Below are 20,648 nucleotides of genomic sequence, written 5' to 3' on the forward strand. Positions count from 1 at the left end.
TCTCCAGAACCTGTAACAATTCAAGTTGTAACAACGTCGCATTACTATTCAATACTCAAAACTCAATATCATGAAGACACTGATTTTTCTTTTTGGAATATTCTTAACCCTTAATCTTTCTGCACAGGAAACCATGGATGCAGACGAGATTATAGGTATGATTAACCGGGGCGATGCCGTAAATCTCAAAGGCGTAAAAGTGGTGGGGGAACTTGATTTAACCAATCTGGAAAACCGCCAGCAGGAACGGGGTAACAAAGATTCATTTTTTAGCAATGTGGAGGTGGAACTGGCTTTTGTGAATTGCACTTTTACCGACGATGTTTTGGCTTTTTATTGTGAAGACCACCGGGATAGGTGCTACCGGGCAGATTTCGGGAAGGCGGTCACTTTTATTGATTGTACTTTCAATGGTGAGACGTCATTTAAGTACTCGTTATTTCCGGAAGAGGTGGTGTTTAATAACAATATTTTCTCTCATGAAGCCAATTTTAAGTATTCAAAGTTCCGCAAAGAAACAAGTTTTATTGGAAGCCGGTTTCAGGATGAAGCCAATTTTAAATATGCTGACTTCTCCGGTTTTGTCAACTTTCATGAAGCAGCTTTTGAAGAGGAGGCAAGTTTTAAATATGCCAAATTTCCTGATGGAGCAATGTTCAGTAATGCCCATTTCTACGAAGAGGTAGATTTTAAATATACGGAATACTCAGGAGATGTGATTTTTGAAGGTGCTCAGTTTGATGGGGAGGTGGATCAGAAATATTCACACATTTTAAGTAAACGTAAGTGAATGGGATTGAGATATTACAAAAGTGAGGGCTTCACTTCGAGTGAAACCCCCACTTTTGACTTTTTAAAACTTAAATGTTCTGATATGCCTGATATGGTTCGAAAACCTTATATTCTCTTGTTTAGTTAACTTATTGATAACTATTCGCTGTAAAACACACCATCCAGGAACTCTATCATCTTTTTAATCGCTTGAATGGCATCTTTTTCAAAGCTGGTTCCCAGAAATTCATTCGACCCGGAATCGAGAAAAGCATGTGGTCTTCCTTCATACACCCATAATTCAGCCTGCTGGTCCGCGGCTTTTAGTTTTTTCACATAAGCTTTCACCGTTTTTGGGGTGGTCAGATTATCTTCACTCCCCACAGTGAATAGTTGCGGAGGTAATTTATATTCACCGGCTTCAGGGATGTTGTATATCGGAGAGACTGCCTTGTAAAGTTCAGGATTTTGTTCAATAGAGTAGTCCGGCCCAAAAAGTCCACGTGCTTCGGCATTGGCAAAAGACCAAAAGGCATTTTCCTTCGATTCAAAATTGCCGTTTTTTGCTGATTCATAGATGTCGAAGGCCCCATAACTGATGATGGCTGCCTGCACCTTTAACATGTCTTTTTTGATGATCTCTTCTATGGTTAATCCTTCAGGGATGTAGGTAGGGTTGAATTTCAGGTTTTCCGGACTGAATTGGCCTGTTCCCAGGTTGCGCCCCATATTTAATATGCTCGAGGCGAGATGTCCGCCGGCACTGTCTCCGGTTACAGCCACTTTATTTGGGTTTCCGCCGTAATCAGCTATATTCTCCTTTATCCACAAAAGCGCTCCAAACACATCCTCGATAATATCATCCATTCGGGTTGTGTTGTTGTTGTCACCCAACAACCGGTAATTCACGTTGCAGACGATATACTCTCCATGCCCTGAGATATAGGCAGAGGGCTCTTCCATGATGCTTTGGTCGTTTACAAGCCAGCCTCCGCCGTGGTAAATTACAAGCACCGGATAGCTCTCTTTGCCTGTTTGCGGTACGTGAATATCCATTGTTAGCGGGAAACCTTCAGGACTACTCCACTCAATTTCACGATAGACTTTTGTTTCGTGCAATGGTGCTTTAGCTTTTTGAAATTCTTTTTCTTTCTCCTCCAAATTCAGTTTTACCTCCTCAAATTGGTTTTCAACATCCGAAACCACCACCTGTTTTTCTAAAGCAATTGATTCTTCCAGGTTTATTTCTTCAACTGAAGCACCAATCTGTATCTTGTAAGTCCCTGTTTCAGCAATCCATGCAGATTTTTTGGTGTGATAGGATGCCAAATCATATTTGGATAAACTGAAAGTAATGGTTTCTTTTTCACCTGGCTGGAGCAATCCTGTTTTATGGAAAGCTTTTAGTTCTCTGACCGGTTTTTGTAAATCTCCCTGAGGAGCAGAGATATAGAGCTGAACCACCTCTTTGCCGGGAGTCGATCCGGTGTTTTTTATGGTACAACTTACCTCGTATCCACCTGATTTTTCTTTAACTTTCAGTTTGCTGTAATCAAATGTGGTATAAGAAAGTCCGTAGCCAAATGGATAAGATGTCTTAACTTTGTTGGTTTCAAAATGCCGGTAACCCACAAAAATACCTTCTTCATATTTCACTTCGGCAGGCTTTGCTTCCATAAAGCTGATGTTACCAACCGGAGGAAGATCGAATTCTCTGCCCGGGAAATTCTCTGAGGATTTATGATCTTCGTAGTTTACCGGAAAGGTCATAGTGAGTTTTCCTGATGGATTCACTTTGCCGGTAAGTACATCTGTTATGGCATTTCCGGCTTCCTGACCGGGCTGCCAGGCCAGTAAAATGGCATCCGCCAACTCCTTCCACGAAGCCGTTTCAATGACTCCTCCAATGTTGAGTATTACCACCAGCTTTTTTCCCCGGGAGTGATAAGCTTTTGAAAGTAATTTTATGGTATTCAGTTCTTTGTCGTTCAACAGGAAGTCGTTCTCCACTTTTCTGTCCTGAAACTCCCCGGATGTTCTTCCGATAGTATAAACAGCAAGTTCTGTTCTTTCAGCAATTTGGTTTACCTCTTCCGGTGTCCAGTCTTTTTCGCTTACCTGTTGGTCGGGAGCCATAAAGAACGTTTTCGGAGGGAGATTTTCTTTACCGATTTTAATGTATTCCAGATAAGTATTGGCCAGGTTCTCGTCAATATTCATTTCGTTGTTTTGAGAACCTTCGAAAAGGGAAACTTCGCTGGCATTATTCACATCGCCGCTTCCTGTACCACCGATAAGAGTTTCATAAGATGCAACACCAAAAAGCGCTGTTTTATTGTTTTTGTTCAACGGCAGGGTATTGTCTTTATTGTCAAGCAGAATTATTCCCTGGGCTGCCGCTTTTCTGGCAAGTTCTTTATGATTTTCCAGATCTGGATTGCCGGTTGGTTTGTATCCTTTGTACGAAAGGGTTTGTGTGTAAATATTAAGGATGCGTCCAATATTTTGATCGAGGATTTCCATTGATAACGATCCGTCTTCGATGGCAGATTTGATGGCTTCTCTTTGTTTTTCTATTCCCGGCATGAGCAGGTCATTTCCGGCTTTCATCTGTGCCACGGCATCATCTCCGGCAAACCAGTCGGTCATGACAAATCCTTCAAAACCCCATTCGCCCCGCAAAATGGAGGTAAGCAAATCGTGACGTTGTGACGCATATACGCCGTTAATCTTGTTGTAAGACGACATTACAGTCCATGGTTGTGCTTCCTTTACTGCAATTTCAAACCCTTTCAGGTAAATTTCGCGCAATGCTCTTTCACTGATGATGGCATTCACGGTTGTCCGGTTGGTTTCCTGATTGTTGGCCACAAAATGCTTGATGCTGGTTCCCACGCCTTCACTCTGAACGCCTCTGACAAATGCGGCAGCCATTTTTCCGGAAACTACCGGGTCTTCGGAATAGTACTCAAAGTTTCTTCCGGTAAGCGGATGGCGATGAATGTTCAGGGCAGGAGCCAGCAGGATATCCACTCCGTACTCTTTGGATTCATTTCCGAAAGCCTGGCCAACCTCCTGCATTAGCGCTGTATCCCAGGTGGAAGCCATCAACGAAGCAATCGGGAAAGCTGTAGCATAATAGGTCTTGTCGTCGTTAGGGCGCTCGGGAGTGATGCGTACTCCTGCGGGGCCATCGGCCAATACGGTGGTAGGCAGGTTGATGCGGTTAATGGCAAAAGAGTGACCTGCAGCTCCCGGAACTTTTTCTTCAATCATTTCTGATTCGGGAGTGATGCCCGGCATATTGAAGCCGACACCCACAACGATGTTTATTTTTTCTTCCAGCGTTAATTTTTCAATCATCTTATCGATATTGTTTTCTTTGGTTTTTTGGGCCAGCATGTTTCCGGCCAGGAACAAAACTGCCGCGATAGTAAAAATTTTTTTCATGATAACCTGATTTTTTCAAGATACTTATACAAAAGGTTTTTTACAAAAGAATCAGAAAAGAGGAATGATTCAATTGATAAATGTCAATTGATGAAGTTGATGGCGAATACGGCTTAATGTTTCAACGGTAATGCCCAGAAATGAGGCGATATACTTTAGCGGGGCGCGTTGTATAATTTCAGGATTATTATTCATTAAAGACTGGTAACGCTGAAGAGCTGTTTCAAATTGTATGGACTCCATTCTCAATTGGGATCCAATAAGTGAGCCGGCCAATAATGATCGATAAAAACGGCTGATTTCCAGGTTTTCATCAGATGATTTCTCCAGTCCTGCCTTTGGGAAAAAAGTGATTTCACAATCTTCAAGACATTGAATTATAAGTTTGCTGGGTTTCTCATGGAAATAGCTCATGATGGAGAAGCAAAATTGCCGGTCGTAGGCAAACCATTCGGTGACATCCCGCCCGTCCTTGAGATAGTAGATTCGTACCATGCCGGTTTTTACGAAGTAGATGTGTTTACAGATGGCATCCTGCCTCAGGATAAACTCATTTTTCTTCAGGCTCCTGGTGGTGGTCATTCCTTTAAGTTCAGCGAAAGCTTCGTGAGAAAGGGGTGTAACGTCGGTTATTGCTTGATTTAAAAAGGACATGTGTGCGTTTTGGTTGATAATCATTTCCATGCTCCTTTTAGCAAAAGTAATAAACAAACCCCGGAAAAAGAAGGTAACCGTGAAGTTATGAATAATCTACTTCTCCCCAGAGCGAGGTTTTTCCCTTTTAGGGGAATACATAATGGTGTTGCGTTTTTTTAAGGCCAAAGATCTTTAAGCAATGGACTGGGGCAAAGCCCTATGACAAATATAGGTGGGCAAAACAGAGCCTTCATTTGGGGAAAGCATACAAGAAGGAAAAGGACTAATTTTATTGTTACTAATTGCGTTTTTAATTGGTCTGGATTCCCCTGGGAGCAACTTTTTTCCTTTCAAAACTATTCTTGAACAGGCCAACAGCCTGAAAGCAATAGCCCAGGGCAACGCCCTGGGTTTTGAGGTTTCCCTCATCCCCCCCCCCCCCTCTCATTATTGGTCGCGATGCGACCAATAATGAGAGGGGGGAGTTGTTACAATTTTCCTGGGGCGCTGCCTCAGGCTATTGCTATCAGGCTTTCAGCCTGTTTATTCCTTGCCTGTCTTATGTATAAGGTAGATTAGATATGGAAAAATGAAATATATCGAATTTTTATAATATTGGTAACTACGTGTAATTTTTTGGAGGAAAAGAGTTTTTGACAATGTAAAGGAGGATTGTTAAATTTAGAATTACGGATTAAAGGAATCATTGTCCAAATTAAAAAACCACTCATCATGGCAAAAATCAACGAACACATTATCGGAATTCATGTGGAAGACCGTTTTGACGAAGCCCAACAGGTTCAGGAAATCCTTACCCGCTATGGCTGTTCCATTAAAACCAGACTGGGTTTACATAATACCAACGGAAACAATTGTTCCCAGGGAGGAATTATTATTCTTCAGCTGATTCCGGATAATGAAAAGGCACAGCTTCTGATTAATGCCATGAAGAAGCTTGAAGGTGTGGAAGTGAAAGAAATGGTGTTTTAGTACAAAACTCTTCACACTTGTTTTTCAGTGTTGGCAAAAAAATCACTAATTTGGCCTGCAAAATAGTGTAAACAGATTAACAAAGATACTGAAGGATATGAATATTTTCATGATGATGCAGGCGGCAGGTCAGGCTGTTGCCGATGGGGCTGAACTTGCCGAAGGTGAAGAAAAAGTAACCATTGACCTTATAGAATTGGTAATGCAGGGAGGGTGGATTATGATTCCGCTTTTCCTACTCTCGTTTATTGCCATTTACATTTTTATTGAACGTTATCTTGCCATTAAAAGGGCTTCCCGTGAGGATAAGAGCTTTATGAATCGCATCAAGGATTACATTCATGAAGGTAAGATTGAATCGGCACTGGCCCTGTGTGAGTCCAACGACAACCCGGTGTCCCGTATGATTGCCAAAGGTATTACCCGCATCGGACGACCACTCAATGATGTGAATATTGCTATCGAGAATGTGGGCAATCTGGAGGTGAGCCGTCTTGAGAAAGGTTTGCCTGTGTTGGCTACTGTGGCTGGCGGTGCTCCTATGATCGGGTTTACCGGTACGGTTATTGGTATGATTAAATCGTTCTGGGAAATGTCCAATGCCGGAAGCAATATTGAAGTGGATATGCTTGCCGGAGGTATTTATACTGCACTGGTGACCACTGTTACGGGTCTGATCGTTGGAATTATTGCTTATTTTGCCTACAACTGGCTGGTAGCAAGAGTGGAGAAGGTGGTTTTTAAAATGGAAGCCCGCACCATGGAGTTTATGGATTTGCTCAATGAGCCCGTGCGGTAGTGAAGGACGAACAGGCCTCAATAGGCCTTATTGATTAATGGAAAGAAAACAAACACCATGGCTTTAAAGTCGAGAAGTAAAATAAATGCAACCTTTAGCATGTCGTCAATGACCGATGTGGTCTTTCTTTTGCTGATCTTTTTTATGATCACCTCCACATTAGTGCACCCTACGGCATTAAAATTGCTGTTGCCACAGAGTAAAAATCAGACAGCAGCCAAGCCCCTGACGACGGTTTCCATTACCCGAAACCTTGAGTTTTATGTGGAAGAACGGAGGGTGAGTTTCAGTCAGATTGAACCTTTGCTGAGAGAAAAAGTGGGCCAGAATCCCGAGACCTATATCTCTCTGCATGTGGATGAAAATGTGCCCATGAAAGAGGTGGTAAGGGTGATGAACATCGCCAAACGCAATAAGTATAAGCTGATTTTGGCTACGCGGGCAAAATAGCAGGTAGAACTGATGATCCTTGCTGCAAACTTTGATGTTCGAATTGAACCCCATCCAATTGGTAAAGGAGATTTTAATTTCTCAAACCCTTTTGCTGCAGAGATAATAAAGACGGGTATTGAAATATCGGATAAAGATCCAAAATACTGGTTAAAGGGTTGTTCTAAAACGAATGTTTTGAATGACGATGGTGGTTTTAAATACAATGAAAAGGAAGAATAGTATAAATGGAAGATCGATCAAAAAAAGATAAGCGAGCCGGAGTAATAGGTAGTACCATTTTTCATGCAGTAATTTTGATTTTGCTCATGATTCTGGGTCTTTCCAGTATTCCACGGGAAGAGGAAGGGATATTGGTCGATTTTGGCGATTCGGACACAGGTTGGGGCGCTTCGGAACCTGTTCGCAATAATCCCTCCGGAGAGCAAAATACACCCCCACCTGTCAGTCAGCCCGAACCGGTGAGTCCGCCACCTGCAACTACCGAGGAAACATCGGATGAAGCAGTGAATACTCAGGATTTTGAAGAGGCTCCTGCAATTAGTGAAGAAGAAAAAGCCAAACAGGAGGCAGAGAAAAAACGTCTGGAAGAGGAGCGTAAGCGTCAGGAAGAGATTGAAAGACAAAAACGAATCGAGGAGGAGCGTCAGCGTCAGGAGGAATTGGAGCGTCAGCGTCAACTGGAGGAAGAACGCCGTAAGCGTGAGGAGCAGGAGCGCCAGGCACAGGAAGCCCGCAACAATGTTTCCAATGCATTTAGTAAGTCGGATGGAAGCAATACATCTCAGGGAGAAGCTGGTGGTGCAGGAAATGAGGGAGCCCTTGGTGGAGAACCCGGAGCAGGAACTTACAACGGAACCGGGAAAGGCGATAGCGGAACAGGATTTGATTTGAGTGGACGTAGTCTGAGTGGATCTCTTCCCAAGCCTGAGTATAACATCCAGGAAGAAGGTATCGTTGTAGTTGAGATTACTGTAGATCGCAACGGAAACGTGGTAAGTGCGGAGCCAATTCTCAAAGGAACAACTACTCAGAATTCCTACCTGTGGCGGGTGGCTCGTCAGGCAGCGTTAAAAGCCAGATTTAATAGTGACGGAAATGCTCCTGCATACCAGAAAGGAACCATAACTTATCACTTTAATCTGCAGTAAACGTTTTGCCGGATAATGGACATCCAGGATTTTTGTTTTAAAATCTCCTGGTTTACATCGAAATAATGGACGTTTTCAAAATGACCGGGATCCATACCAAATATTTTACAAGCAGACATCATTGGAGAAGATGGCTCGAGATTAATTTTGAAAGGAGAGATGACATTTGGTTGGAATATCCATTGAAGAAAACAGGTAAAGAAAGAATTCTGTATAATGACGCAGTTGAAGAAGCTTTATGTTTTGGATGGATTGACAGTACCGTCAAATCATTAAACGGCGAGACCACCATTCAACGATTTTGTAAACGAAGAAAAAACTCGTCTTTCTCACAACCCAATGTGGAACGCCTGAAATGGCTTTTTGAAAACAATTTAATTCACAACTCATTGAAAAATGAAGTTCAGGAAATAATCCAAAAGAAATTTATTTTTCCGGAAGACATAATCAGGGAGTTAAAGTCGCAAAATGTTGTTTGGGAGAATTTTCAGAATTTCTCAGAACCTTACAAAAGAATTAGAATTGCATACATTGAAAGTGCAAGGAAAAGACCAGACGAGTTTAAGAAACGCTTACATCATTTCATGGATAAGACGAAAGACAATAAACTGATTAAGGGGTTTGGTGGCATTGACAAATACTATTGAATAGAAATGCTGTTTTTTCCATATGGGTCACCACTTTAAATATATTTAAAATACCCCCAATACTTTCAATCCTGAAATCAATACCACAGCAAGAAGGACATATCTGATGTTCTTAGCCCCGATTTTACGGGCATTTTTGGAGGCAAACCAGGCCCCCAGTGCATTTCCGGCTGCAAGCAAAAGACCGTAGCTCCAGGCTATTTGTCCTGCCGTGATGAAAACAACGAGGGCTACAATGGTGAAGGCGAGTACCATCAGTACTTTTACAGCATTGGCTCTGACGAGATTGTAACAGGCACCAAGAACCAGCCCCGCTAAAAGGAAAAGCCCTACTCCGGCTTGTATAAACCCACCATATACCCCGATAAAGAAGAAAATAATGCTGTTGATGATGCGGGATCTGGTGGTTTTAACCTGGTCGGCTTGTCCTTTTATCCAGGCTGCAGGTTTTAGCAGAATCACAAAAAACATGACTACCAACAATCCGCCAATGAAATAATTGAGGATGTCTTCGTTGATTTCAACCGCCACCAAAGCTCCCAGCAAAGAGCCAAACAATGTGGGTATTACCAGCGGCCATTCTTTTTGGGGTTGCAGCTCCTTTTGATGAAGAAAGTTCCGGGTGGCAACCAGATTTTGCACCACTACGCCTATGCGATTGGTTCCGTTGGCCACTGCAGGAGGGAGGCCCATGAACATGAGCAGCGGAAGGGTAATTAATGACCCGCTGCCGGCAAAGGTGTTGATAACCCCTGCTGCAAGTCCGGCTACAACCAAAAGTATGGCATCGGTAATTTCCATTTTTTCCTGGTAGAAGTAATTGTAAAGAATAAAAGCAAAGACGCCCAAGGTGGCTGCGTCTTTGCTTTTTATTTTATGTTCAAACGGAACCTGACTTAAGTCTAATAGGCAAAAATGGGGAAATCCTTCATCATCTCGTTTACTTTGGTGCGAACAGATGAAAGCGTAGCCTCATTGTCAGGATCACTCAATACTTCATCCAGTAAATCAACAACGGGTGCCATGTGCTCTTCTTTCAGTCCACGAGTGGTAAGTGCAGCTGTTCCTACACGAATACCTGAGGTCTGGAAAGGAGAACGATCATCGAAAGGCACCATGTTTTTGTTGATGGTGATGTCGGCAATAACCAGAGTGTTTTCAGCTTTTTTGCCGGTCAACTCAGGGAATTTGGTGCGCAGATCAATCAACATGCTGTGGTTGTCGGTACCACCAGAGATAACTTTATATCCTTTTTCGATGAAGCACTCAGCCATTTTTGCGGCATTCTTTTGAACCTGTTTCTGGTACTCTTTGTATTCAGGTTGCAGTGCTTCGAAGAATGAGACTGCTTTAGAAGCAATCACGTGCTCCAGTGGTCCTCCCTGGATACCCGGAAATACCGCAGAATCAAGCAATGATGACATTTTGCGGATTTCACCTTTCTTGGTTTTTATGCCCATTGGGTTGTCGAAGTCTTTTCCCATAAGGATGATACCACCACGGGGCCCACGCAATGTTTTGTGGGTAGTGGAGGTAACAATGTGTGCATGTTTTACCGGATTTTCCAGCAATCCTGCAGCGATCAAACCGGCGGGGTGGGCCATGTCAATCATGAGGATGGCGCCAACTTTGTCGGCTATTTCACGCATGCGTTTGTAATCCCAGTCGCGTGAGTAGGCCGAAGCACCGCCAATAATCAGCTTTGGTTTGTGCTCCAGTGCCTGCTTTTCCATCATGTCATAATCTACACGTCCGGTATCTTCTTTTACTCCGTACGCAATGGGTTCGTAGAGACGACCTGAACTGTTGACAGGGGAACCGTGTGACAGGTGACCACCATGCGCCAGATCCAGTCCGAGGAACTTGTCACCCGGATTCAATACGGTCATCAGCACAGCCATGTTGGCCTGGGCACCACTGTGTGGCTGGACGTTGGCCCACTCAGCTCCGAAAAGTTCTTTCAGGCGTTCAATGGCCAGGGTTTCACTTTCGTCAACTACCTGGCAACCTCCGTAGTAACGCTTTCCGGGAAGGCCTTCTGCATATTTATTGGTCATGCAGCTGCCCATAGCATTCATTACCTGTTCGCTTACAAAGTTTTCGGAAGCAATCAGTTCAATGCCGTTGAGCTGGCGTTTGTGCTCTTTTTCAATCAGTTCGAAAATTTTCTCGTCTCTCTTCATTGTTTTGTAAAGTTAGGAGTCTTCGAAAAGACCATATATTACTGTTAATTTTTTTCCAAAGGTAATAATTGATTGCCAGATTCTTTGTTTTTTTGAACAAGTGCGTTTCAAAAAATAAAAATCTGAAAACAATTATACTACAGACTATTCTCTACTGGCTATTCTCTACTGGCTATTCTCTAATTTCTACTCATCAGAAAAGTGAATCAATACACGTCGGTAAACAGAGAATATTTTTGATTTGGAGACAAAGCCCAGGTATCGTCCCTGGTCGGTAACCGGGAGGTTCCAGGCGCCTGTTTCTTCAAATTTTCGCATTACCTGATCCATATTTTCGCTGGCTTCAATGAATGCCGGGGGAACGGTCATGAAGTTTTCCACTTTCATTTTATCGTAGAGTTCGTTGTTAAACATGATTTCTCTGATGTCGTCCAAAAGAACGATTCCCAGGAGTTTGCCATCCTCATGAACAACGGGAAAGAGGTTTCTGCGTGCTTTAGCGATTATTTTTACCATCTCGCCAAGCGACATGTCAGGATTTACCGTTTTAAAATCAGTTTCAATAACTTTATTGAGACGCATGAGCGTCAATACAGCTTTGTCTTTATGGTGGGTCAGCAGTTCACCTTTTTTTGCCAGACGTTTTGTGTATATGGAGTGTGGCTCAAAATACATGATGGTCAGATAGGATACGGTGGAGGTGAGAATCAATGGTATGAACAAGGCATATCCGTTGGTGATTTCGGCAATGAGAAAAATTCCTGTAAGCGGGGCATGCATAACTCCGGCCATCAGGGCTGCCATTCCTGCAAGGGTAAAGTGTGAGCTTGGGAGACTGGCCCAGCCCAGATCTTTTAATAGTTTTGATAGAAGGAAGCCTGCAATTCCTCCTGTGAAAAGAGTTGGGGCAAAAATACCCCCCACACCGCCACTACCGTTGGTTGCAGCTGTGGCAACTATCTTAAAAATGATTAGCAAAAGGAGAAAGCCAAGTATCACCAGGTTGTTCTCTTTCAGGGTATAAAAGAATGTGTTCTCAACAATCACATCCGTGTTGCCACTGAGCAAAGCTGATATGGTTGTGTACCCTTCTCCGTATAGCGGCGGGAAAAGGAATATCAGTAAACTCAAAATCAGACCTCCTGTCAGTAAGCGTGCAAACGGGTTTTTTATTTTGAGGATTTTCCCTTCGGCGTACATGCTTCCCCAGGTCATGTAAAGTGACAAAAGCCCGCCAATAACACCCAGAACTACATACCAGGGCAGATTGTTGAGCACAAATTGCTCTTCGAGGTGAAATGCAAATTCGGCTCCTTCACCCAGGAAAAAGGTGGCAATGGTGGTAGCGGTAACAGATGCAATCAGAAGAGGTACCACCGAAGCCATTGTCAGATCCAGCATCAGCACTTCGAGGGTGAATACCATTCCGGCGATAGGGGCCTTGAAAATCCCGGCTACCGCACCTGCGGCTCCGGCTCCGACCAGAAGGGTGATGGTTTTTTGGTTGAGGTGAAACATCCGTCCCAGTGATGAACCAATAGAAGCTCCGGTCAGTACAATAGGGGACTCTGCCCCGACTGATCCCCCAAATCCGATGGTAAAGGTACTTCCGATGATGGAAGTGAATGAGTTGTGCGGTTTCAGATATCCGCCTTTGCGTGAAAATGCATGCAATATTTTCGTGACACCATGACTGATGCTGTCTTTAACGAAATATTTGGAAAAAATAACGGTAAGGAAAATTCCGATCAGCGGGTACGCCAGGTAGAGCCAGTTTTCATGCTCCATGGTAAATCCTTCTGTCAGAAGCTGGTGGGTGAAATGTATGGTGTTCTTTAGTATTACGGCCGCCAAACCGCTGCCCAATCCGATGACAAAAGACAAAAATAGTGTGAAATGTTTTTGTGAAACATTTTTGACCCGCCATATAAGAAAGCGTCCTAATAGTTTTGAAGCTGTTTCCATGAGGACTTCCCCAAAAAATTAATTGTGTGTAAAAAAAAATGTAGATGTCAGAATCTGAGTGCTTCAGGCCTTTTTTTGCCTGATTTTCATTTAATAGCGGTGCAAATGTAGGCCTTTAAGTGATGATTTTCAAAAATGGGGTGTTAAATAGTGTTGGCGAGGGGAGACAGTTGAGGCATAGAGCATGGAGCAAAGAGCAGAGGGCTTGGGTATATGGTAAGAGGGATTCTGGCATTACCAGGTATTTTCCAATCTATAAGTGAAGACGGATATTGTTTTAACTCTGCTTTTTATAGGTGGACCAGCCCCGGCGGGCGGCAGTTTGGTAGCAATTTTGTTGCAATGAATGGAAAAGCCCCGGCAGGGGTGATACCTTGATTAAATGGATTATGAATGGTATTTTGGTGATTTATTGGAGTCCTATAGGCAGAGGTTTTTAGTTGGAAAGCAGATGGGAGAAGATAGAAGGCAGAATGGTTTAAAAATAAAAGCCCTCTTTGCTGCGAAATGGTTGGCAAAGAGGGCTTGTTATATGGTTTGGTGTTATGCTTATTTAGTGTTTGTCCATAAATTACCATTTACTGCGTTACGCTTGCCCGAAAATTACTCATTTACTCAAGTAAACTGCGTATTTTCGGGCTTCGCAAGCCTTGTAACTGGCACTTTCTTGACAAACACATGACCAGAACCAAATTTTGCTTAGTTTATGGACAGGCACTATTTAGCAGGGATGTTTTCCAGGGTTTCTACCAGAAAATCCCAGAATTTCTGAACCGTTTCCACATTTACTTTCTCATCAGGAGAGTGCGGGAAATTAATGGTAGGACCGAAAGAGATCATGTCCCAGTTGGGGTAGGCATTTCCCAGAATGCCACACTCCAGTCCGGCATGGATGGCTTTTATTTCAGGTGTTTTTCCCCACTTGTTCTTATAGACTGTTTGCATGGTTTTGAGGATCTCTGAATCCATGTTGGGTTTCCATCCGGGATATTGCCCGTCGAACCATACATGTGCGCCTGCAAGCAAGAAGATGCTTTCGAGTGTGGATTCAACGTCTTCTTTGGCGGTATCCACGCTGGAGCGGATAAGTGCTTTCACTTCCACCTCTTTGTTGTGCGATTTCACAATGGCCAGGTTCAGAGAGGTCTCCACCAGTCCGGGCATTTCTGTGCTCATGCGGATAACTCCGTTGGGACAGCCCTGAATGGCATTAATCAGGTCGTCCTGGGTCATCTCATCCATTACGAAATGTGGTTTTTCAGTATCTTCCAGTTTAAGGGAGAGATCAGGTTCTACATTTTTCAGTTCGTTGATGAAGATGTTTTTATATCCTTCCACAGTCTGTTCCACATCCTTTAGTTTGCTTTCAGGGATAGCTATGATGGCAAAAGCCTCACGTGGGATGGCATTACGTAAACTGCCACCCTCAATGGTGGAAAGTCGAACCTGCTCATGGGCTACCAGATGTTTCAGAAGTCTGAAAAGTAGTTTGTTGGCATTTCCACGTTCCAGCACAATATCCATTCCGGAGTGCCCCCCTTTCAATCCTGTAAGGCTGATTTTTTTGGCTATGTAGCTTTCGGGGAACTCTTCTTCCATGTAGGTGAAAACTGCGTTGGCATCCGTTCCTCCGGCACATCCAACGTACAGTTCTCCTTCATCCTCAGAGTCCATATTGATAAGGATATCGCCCTGAAGAATCCCGGGCTGCAGGGCGTTGGCTCCTGTCATGCCCGTCTCTTCATCAATGGTAAAGAGTGCTTCCACAGGCCCGTGCTTGAGATTGTTACTGGCCAGAACTGCAAGGGCAGCGGCCACACCAATCCCATTGTCGGCCCCCAGAGTTGTTCCATTGGCTTTTACCCAGCCATCTTCTTCATAAGCTTCGATGGGATCTTTGTCGAAGTCGTGTTGCTTGTCACTGTTTTTCTGGGGTACCATGTCCAAATGACCCTGCAATACCACGCCTTTTGAATTTTCCATACCCGAAGTGGCAGGTTTTCTGATAATCACATTTCCTGCTTTATCCTTGATGGTCTCCAGACCCAGGCGTTTGCCTTCCTGTTCAACAAAATCTATGGCTTTTCCTTCATTTTTAGAGGGTCTCGGTATTTGTGTCAGCTTGTGGAAATAGGTCCATACCAGCTGAGGTTCCAGATTGGCGATGTTTTTGTTCATTTTTTTATCTGTTTAAAGGCCCCCTAAATCCCCCCAGGGGGGACCCGGAAAAGGGCTTTTTATTAATAATTTGGCTTTTGTAGCTAAAGTTTAGGGTTACGGGTTCTGGGTTCCGGGTTTTGGGTTGAGTGTCTGAGTGCTCTGTTAGTTATCTGGCCATGAGGGATTTGGATTTTTGAAAAGAAGTCAGGCTGGCTAATTTTCTCTTAACCTAAACTTTAATCTTAACCTTAACCTCAACCTAAACTAACAGCACCTTTCATTAAGAAATAGGTCATCAGCTTTCATGCGTCTGTCAGACCATTGATTCGACTTTTTGGAATCTCTTATCTATTGACTACAAACTAAAAACTACTGACTACTTCTCTATTCTCCAGCCTCTTTTATCGATCACTCCTGTACCCTGATATTCAAAATCGCTCCCGTTGCCGGATCCATTTGCACGCTGGTGTTGGGATTGTCGAGCAGTGAAGGAGGCATCGTATGCAAAGAGCCAAACTGTCCCAATAGCACGTTTTCTTCTGTGAGCAGCTTGGTTCTGTCAATCACTTTCACTGTTGCTTTTCCGGGTTTGCAATAAATCATGCCGGTACGTTCTTTGGGGTTAACCTGGATTTTGTTGTTTTCAGTGGCTTCATGGTTTACCACTTCGATGTAAACAGGTGTTCCTGTCATATCGTCAATTTGGGTAAAGCCTTTTTGTCCGGAGAACCGGAAAAGTACCTGATTGGCAGATGCGGTGATGTCCGGGGTGAAGGTAAATGTTTTTGTTGTTGTCTGCGTTTGTTTTTTGCCCTTGAAAAGAGAAAGATATTGCTCTTCCATACGATCCAGCCCTTCAAGAATTCTTCGGTAGGAACCTTCGTCGGGAGGCAGGTTTTTTACGTCACCCTCGAGTAGCCTTCTTCTGGTTTCGCGAATGTCATATATTGCTGCAGCGACCTCTTCTGCGGTAGCTGCACTGGATGTTTTGATAAGTTGTTCTTCAGTGAATGGAATGTCGTTGAAGTTTATTTCATCAACCTTCTTCGAAGAATCATTGGTTGGTTCTGATGTTTTATGGAATCCCTTGTCGAAAGAAGAGTTAAAGCCCAAAAGGGTGCCGTCAGGGGTGAGGTTAACTGCTGCACCGGCAGGGATACCTTGTGCTGCGATGCTGAAACTCTTTTCAGGGTCGGGGTTACCAGAGGTGAAAATGACTGCCTCGGTTATTTCCCAGTATTCCCTGTCCTCGGTGATGATGTCCGAAAGATTCAGGTATCGTTCGGAATATCTGTAGTAAGGCCCCCGTTTCTCTGTTACTTTTTGTGCAGTTACTTTTATGTTAACAACGGTGGTTGGTAAATGATAGATTAATTTCCCTGATGATGCAGTTGTTGAAGCATCGGAAAAATCGGCCTTGGAAACAACCCTGGGTGCACTGCAGGCCCCTAAAAAAAGGATAAGAACAAGAATAGAAAGGTTGGTTATTTTTTTCATTTTTTTTTGATTTTGCTTTAGCCTGGATGATTGACTTCGTTTCATTCCAAACTCAAAGTTACGAAAATTAAACAGCTCAAAGGCTATGAAATCATATCGAATATGGGCAACAACGGTTGACTACCTGCAATTTTTACTCCGAAACATCTCTGAAAGCTTCCTGAAGGTGGTCAATGATGTCAGAAGCTATAAGGCCTCTCATTCCATTGCGGGCAGCAAGGTCGCCTGCAAGTCCGTGAATGTAAACTGCGGCACGTGCTGCATCCAAAGGTGCAATTCCGGAGGCGAGTAGTCCCAGAATGATTCCTGTCAAGGTATCACCGCTTCCTGCAGTTGCCATTCCGGGGTTTCCAGTGGGATTGAAGCTGACTATACCTTCAGGGGAAATCACAGCCGTGAATGCTCCTTTCAATATCAGGACAACCTGGTGTCGCCCGGCGAATTCGATGGCTTTTTGCAATCGCAGGAATTCATTGTCTGACTCTCCGGCCAGTCGCTCAAATTCCTTAGGGTGAGGAGTAAGAATGGCATTCGTGGGAAGGAGTCGCAGCAATTCGGGATCTGCACTTAATATATTTAATGCATCCGCATCAAGGACCATCCTTTTTTCACCGTCTGCCTCTAATAGCTCCCTTAGGGCTCTTTGGGTGTTCACGCGGGTTCCAAGCCCCGGGCCTATGCCGATTGCCTGAAATTGTTTGAGATCCGGGTGTTCGGTAAACATTAGGTCGGATCGATCCACGCTCATCATAGCTTCCGGAATGGCGGTTTGTAAAATGGAGACCGCGCTGTGTGGAACGTGGGTTGTCAATAATCCTACCCCTGATTTCAAACAGGCCCTTGAAGCAAGCAATGCCGCACCCGTTTTGCCGTAGCTGCCGGCAATGAGCAGGGCATGCCCCATGGTTCCTTTGTGAGCAAATCGATGGGGAGGCGGTAATATTTTTCTGATCTCTTTTGGGGTGGCAATGCTCCAGGGAGTTGAGGTTTTTGCAATTTTTTGCCTGCTCAAACCAATTGGGAGTACGCTCCAGTCACCCGTAAAATCTCTGTTTTCGGGGAACAGAAACGCCAGTTTGGGCATCTGAAATGTAAGGGTAAAGGTAGCTTTAACAATGTTTCCCCTTTGATTATTACTGTTGTCCTCACAAAACAACCCTGATGGCACATCAATGGAAATAATTTTGGTAAAGGAGCTGTTGATGTGGGTTACAATTTTGGCTGCCTTGTCATTAAGAGGTCGGTTGAGCCCGGATCCAAACAAGCCGTCAATGGCCACAGCTTTCGGCTCCACAGATGCCGGCAATTCTTCTTTTGATAAATCTGTGATGAAGATTTCGGGAATTTGTTGTAGGCGTTCCAGGTTGATTTGGGCATCTGGCGAAAGGTTCTCCCTCCTGTAAAGGTACGTTTTAACCCTATGGCCTTTATTTATCAGCATTCTGGCAATGGCAAGCGCATCGCCTCCGTTATTTCCGGGGCCTGCAAAAACGCTGAATGCAGAGGTTGGGAAATGTTCTGAGATCCATCGATAAGCCTGGTGTGCTGCTCTTTCCATAAGGTTAATGGAGGCAATGGGTTCATGGGTGATGGTGTGATTATCCGTTTCCCCGGTTTGTTGTGATGTGAGAATTTTTATCCCCATAAAATTTTTTTGTTAAAATCAATTTGGAACCACTTCGGTCCTGCATGGTATTTTATATATTCCTGTACTTCATATTGGTTGCTGAAGCTGAAATGTGACAGGTTTAGCTACAAGAGGTTTATGGTAATCGGGTTTAAAAATATCTTGCCGGTTTCATTCATAATATGAGAAATAACACGTTAAACTTAGCTTACAAAATGTATTTTTGTAATTGATCTGTTTTCGCGCGAATGATTTCTGTGGCGAAAGCATCTCTTTTTCAGCTTGTTGGGTTGGGGAGTTGTTCTTTATTTCCAATCTTGATAGGCTTTAATGAAAAAAAGACAAACCAAAACAGCAAATTGTTTGCGTAAAAATTAATAATTTTCACACTTAGAAATATCGATAGCCTGCCGGATTTTATTGTGCTCCGGATGAAGAATTTATCGATGATCCTAAAAGTTAACAAAAAATAGAACGTAAAAACCAATAAACCTAAATTTTAAAAAAGAAAAGAATGGACACACCATCACAAAAACATCCCCAGGGATTATGGGTGCTGTTTTTCACAGAGATGTGGGAACGGTTTAGTTATTACGGGATGCGTGCACTTTTGGTACTGTATCTTACATCGACTATTGTAAACGGTGGATTTGCTTATGCCGAGAATCATGCATTGGAAATTTACGGAATATTCACTGGTCTGGTCTATTTAACGCCGATTATCGGAGGTATTCTGGCAGACAGGCTCATGGGGCAACGAAAGGCCATTATTATTGGTGGTATAATAATGGCTCTGGGGCAGGCTGCACTGGCCTATTCTGAGTATGTGGTCAGTTCCGGTATTTCCCTTGCTCCTGATGCACTGCAGGAGTTACGTGAGTATTGGTTGTTTATCGGTCTTGGTCTTTTAATTGTAGGAAACGGGTTCTTTAAACCAAACATTTCTACGATGGTTGGCCGTTTGTATGCCGATGGCGATCCCAGGAAAGATTCAGCTTTTACCATCTTTTATATGGGTATCAACCTGGGGGCGTTTCTGGCACCTCTTCTGGCCGGATGGCTGGGCGAAAGTGTTGGCTGGGCCTGGGGATTTGGTTCTGTATCTGTTGGTATGGTTTTGGGAACTATCTGGTTCTGGCTTCAGCAGGAGAAACTCGGAACCATCGGTTTTGGTCCCAAGCGCACCTTTCAGACCGATACCGCAAAGCTGAATGGTCGCGACTGGCTTCACATTCTTGCCTGGGCTTTGGGAATAATTGCATTCATTTATCTGTTTGTTAAAACCTGGTGGACTATTCCCGAAGAGGCTACTACCTGGATTATCCGCATTGTTGCCATTGTGTCTATTACTGCGATTGCTTACATTATTATAAAAAACACTACCGGAAAGACCGAATGGAGCCGAATCGGAGCCATTTTGGTGTTCTGTTTCTTCAACATCTTTTTCTGGTCAGGTTTTGAGCAGGCAGGTGGTACATTCAACCTTTTTGCGCGTGACTTTACCGACCGTATGATTGGCAGTTTTGAGGTTAAAGCCAGCTGGTTTCAATCAGTAAATGCCATTATGATTGTTGGTCTGGCACCTGTCTTTTCCATGTTGTGGGTGTGGCTGGGACGTCGCAACCCCAATACTCCTGTGAAATTTGGTCTCGGGCTTGCTCTCTTGTCACTTGGTTTTGTGGTGATGTATGCTGCAGACAGCCATGCTACCGGTTCCAACCTGGTAAGCCCCATGTGGCTGGTAATGGTTTATCTGTTGCACACCATGGGTGAACTTTGTCTCAGTCCTATCGGATTAAGTATGATCAGTAAACTGTCCCCTCCGAAGATTACCTCTTTGATGATGGGACTTTGGTTTGCTTCTACTGCCCTGGCCAACTATCTGGCGGGTGCATTAAGGGGAATCCTTGAAAATTATCTGCCCGATATGAACTTGTTCCTCTTCCTGGTGATTTCTTCCGGTTCGGCAGCATTGCTGTTGTTCCTCATTTCTCCATGGTTGAAGAAAATGATGCGGGGCATCGATTAGATAATTGTTGATTGTTGATATAGTAAAGCCCGGAGATCTGTGAAAGCAGGTTTTCGGGCTTTTTTATTGAGGGTTTCACTTCAAGTGAAGCCCTCAAATTGTTAGGTGATTGTCTTTTTTGAATAGTTGGCTCGAAAAGTTCAAGTTTTTTAATAAATTTAAAGATTCTGTATTAAGCGTGTTGGATACGAAAAAGGATATAAAACAGAAGGCGAGAGCACCAGAGGTGTCCCGCCTTAAATGTTTTCACAACGGAATAATCCTTATTGTGAATTGCTTCAAAATGTAGTACA

General features: G+C 43.7%; 16 protein-coding genes. 8 read left to right on the forward strand and 8 right to left on the reverse strand.

All coding sequences use genetic code 11. From position 1 onward, the window contains the following. Positions 1 to 70: 70 nt before the first annotated feature. Positions 71 to 790 (forward strand): pentapeptide repeat-containing protein, encoded by a 720-nt coding sequence (locus BY457_RS07265; protein WP_106152666.1) that lies wholly within the window; start codon positions 71 to 73, stop codon positions 788 to 790. Between the two features lie 140 nt (positions 791 to 930). Here the strand turns inward: BY457_RS07265 and BY457_RS07270 are convergent, their stop codons facing one another. Both BY457_RS07270 and BY457_RS07275 read right to left on the reverse strand, forming a co-directional pair. Next, complete coding sequence (locus BY457_RS07270; RefSeq protein WP_106152667.1) at positions 931 to 4,221, reverse strand: glycoside hydrolase family 3 N-terminal domain-containing protein; 3,291 nt, start codon at positions 4,219 to 4,221, stop codon at positions 931 to 933. A 69-nt stretch (positions 4,222 to 4,290) separates the two neighbouring features. Further along, positions 4,291 to 4,875, reverse strand: coding sequence for a Crp/Fnr family transcriptional regulator (locus BY457_RS07275; RefSeq protein ID WP_181256414.1), 585 nt, complete (start codon positions 4,873 to 4,875; stop codon positions 4,291 to 4,293). A 714-nt stretch (positions 4,876 to 5,589) separates the two neighbouring features. On the opposite strand from BY457_RS07275, the gene BY457_RS07280 reads away from it, so the two are divergent. The 6 genes from BY457_RS07280 (at position 5,590) to BY457_RS07305 (ending at position 8,894) form a co-directional block, all read left to right on the forward strand. Next, entirely contained in the window at positions 5,590 to 5,847 is a 258-nt protein-coding gene (locus BY457_RS07280) for a hypothetical protein (protein ID WP_106152669.1), read from the forward strand. A 97-nt stretch (positions 5,848 to 5,944) separates the two neighbouring features. Continuing rightward, complete coding sequence (locus BY457_RS07285; RefSeq protein ID WP_106152670.1) at positions 5,945 to 6,646, forward strand: MotA/TolQ/ExbB proton channel family protein; 702 nt, start codon at positions 5,945 to 5,947, stop codon at positions 6,644 to 6,646. A 57-nt stretch (positions 6,647 to 6,703) separates the two neighbouring features. Then, the gene (locus BY457_RS07290) at positions 6,704 to 7,096 is read left to right on the forward strand and encodes an ExbD/TolR family protein (RefSeq protein ID WP_106152671.1); all 393 of its coding nucleotides are present in this window, start codon (positions 6,704 to 6,706) and stop codon (positions 7,094 to 7,096) included. A gap of 12 nt (positions 7,097 to 7,108) precedes the next feature. Continuing rightward, positions 7,109 to 7,318 (forward strand): hypothetical protein, encoded by a 210-nt coding sequence (locus BY457_RS07295; RefSeq protein WP_219885144.1) that lies wholly within the window; start codon positions 7,109 to 7,111, stop codon positions 7,316 to 7,318. A 5-nt stretch (positions 7,319 to 7,323) separates the two neighbouring features. Continuing rightward, the gene (locus BY457_RS07300) at positions 7,324 to 8,247 is read left to right on the forward strand and encodes an energy transducer TonB family protein (RefSeq protein WP_106152672.1); all 924 of its coding nucleotides are present in this window, start codon (positions 7,324 to 7,326) and stop codon (positions 8,245 to 8,247) included. 65 nt (positions 8,248 to 8,312) lie between these two features. Next, positions 8,313 to 8,894, forward strand: coding sequence for a YdeI/OmpD-associated family protein (locus BY457_RS07305; protein WP_258176650.1), 582 nt, complete (start codon positions 8,313 to 8,315; stop codon positions 8,892 to 8,894). 45 nt (positions 8,895 to 8,939) lie between these two features. Here the strand turns inward: BY457_RS07305 and BY457_RS07310 are convergent, their stop codons facing one another. The 6 genes from BY457_RS07310 to BY457_RS07340 all read right to left on the reverse strand — a co-directional run bounded on the left by BY457_RS07310 (position 8,940) and on the right by BY457_RS07340 (position 18,344). Next, a complete protein-coding gene (locus tag BY457_RS07310) occupies positions 8,940 to 9,695 on the reverse strand; it encodes a sulfite exporter TauE/SafE family protein (RefSeq protein ID WP_106152695.1) in 756 nt (251 codons plus the stop codon). Positions 9,696 to 9,796: 101 nt separating this feature from the next. Continuing rightward, positions 9,797 to 11,077 carry a serine hydroxymethyltransferase gene (gene glyA / locus BY457_RS07315; RefSeq protein WP_106152673.1) on the reverse strand — a complete coding sequence of 427 codons (1,281 nt, stop codon included), beginning with the start codon at positions 11,075 to 11,077 and terminating at the stop codon, positions 9,797 to 9,799. Positions 11,078 to 11,263: 186 nt separating this feature from the next. After that, complete coding sequence (locus BY457_RS07320; protein WP_258176651.1) at positions 11,264 to 12,961, reverse strand: chloride channel protein; 1,698 nt, start codon at positions 12,959 to 12,961, stop codon at positions 11,264 to 11,266. A 798-nt stretch (positions 12,962 to 13,759) separates the two neighbouring features. Further along, positions 13,760 to 15,220 carry an aminoacyl-histidine dipeptidase gene (locus tag BY457_RS07330; RefSeq protein WP_106152676.1) on the reverse strand — a complete coding sequence of 487 codons (1,461 nt, stop codon included), beginning with the start codon at positions 15,218 to 15,220 and terminating at the stop codon, positions 13,760 to 13,762. 390 nt (positions 15,221 to 15,610) lie between these two features. Further along, complete coding sequence (locus tag BY457_RS07335; protein ID WP_181256416.1) at positions 15,611 to 16,699, reverse strand: DUF4831 family protein; 1,089 nt, start codon at positions 16,697 to 16,699, stop codon at positions 15,611 to 15,613. Positions 16,700 to 16,832: 133 nt separating this feature from the next. Next, positions 16,833 to 18,344, reverse strand: coding sequence for an NAD(P)H-hydrate dehydratase (locus tag BY457_RS07340; protein ID WP_181256418.1), 1,512 nt, complete (start codon positions 18,342 to 18,344; stop codon positions 16,833 to 16,835). A gap of 496 nt (positions 18,345 to 18,840) precedes the next feature. On the opposite strand from BY457_RS07340, the gene BY457_RS07345 reads away from it, so the two are divergent. After that, on the forward strand, positions 18,841 to 20,355 hold the full coding sequence (locus BY457_RS07345; RefSeq protein ID WP_106152677.1) for a peptide MFS transporter: 1,515 nt from the start codon (positions 18,841 to 18,843) through the stop codon (positions 20,353 to 20,355). Positions 20,356 to 20,648 lie beyond the last annotated feature (293 nt).

This window comes from Marinilabilia salmonicolor, assembly GCF_003003035.1.
Taxonomy (GTDB): domain Bacteria; phylum Bacteroidota; class Bacteroidia; order Bacteroidales; family Marinilabiliaceae; genus Marinilabilia; species Marinilabilia salmonicolor_A.

Bases quoted from the DNA above. Each gene is read 5' to 3' on its own strand.
- BY457_RS07265 (WP_106152666.1), top strand. From the start codon at position 71: ATGAAGACACTGATTTTTCTTTTTGGAATATTCTTAACCCTTAATCTT.
- BY457_RS07270 (WP_106152667.1), bottom strand. From the start codon at position 4,221: ATGAAAAAAATTTTTACTATCGCGGCAGTTTTGTTCCTGGCCGGAAAC.
- BY457_RS07275 (WP_181256414.1), bottom strand. From the start codon at position 4,875: ATGTCCTTTTTAAATCAAGCAATAACCGACGTTACACCCCTTTCTCAC.
- BY457_RS07280 (WP_106152669.1), top strand. From the start codon at position 5,590: ATGGCAAAAATCAACGAACACATTATCGGAATTCATGTGGAAGACCGT.
- BY457_RS07285 (WP_106152670.1), top strand. From the start codon at position 5,945: ATGAATATTTTCATGATGATGCAGGCGGCAGGTCAGGCTGTTGCCGAT.
- BY457_RS07290 (WP_106152671.1), top strand. From the start codon at position 6,704: ATGGCTTTAAAGTCGAGAAGTAAAATAAATGCAACCTTTAGCATGTCG.
- BY457_RS07295 (WP_219885144.1), top strand. From the start codon at position 7,109: ATGATCCTTGCTGCAAACTTTGATGTTCGAATTGAACCCCATCCAATT.
- BY457_RS07300 (WP_106152672.1), top strand. From the start codon at position 7,324: ATGGAAGATCGATCAAAAAAAGATAAGCGAGCCGGAGTAATAGGTAGT.
- BY457_RS07305 (WP_258176650.1), top strand. From the start codon at position 8,313: ATGGACGTTTTCAAAATGACCGGGATCCATACCAAATATTTTACAAGC.
- BY457_RS07310 (WP_106152695.1), bottom strand. From the start codon at position 9,695: ATGGAAATTACCGATGCCATACTTTTGGTTGTAGCCGGACTTGCAGCA.
- glyA (WP_106152673.1), bottom strand. From the start codon at position 11,077: ATGAAGAGAGACGAGAAAATTTTCGAACTGATTGAAAAAGAGCACAAA.
- BY457_RS07330 (WP_106152676.1), bottom strand. From the start codon at position 15,220: ATGAACAAAAACATCGCCAATCTGGAACCTCAGCTGGTATGGACCTAT.
- BY457_RS07335 (WP_181256416.1), bottom strand. From the start codon at position 16,699: ATGAAAAAAATAACCAACCTTTCTATTCTTGTTCTTATCCTTTTTTTA.
- BY457_RS07340 (WP_181256418.1), bottom strand. From the start codon at position 18,344: ATGGGGATAAAAATTCTCACATCACAACAAACCGGGGAAACGGATAAT.
- BY457_RS07345 (WP_106152677.1), top strand. From the start codon at position 18,841: ATGGACACACCATCACAAAAACATCCCCAGGGATTATGGGTGCTGTTT.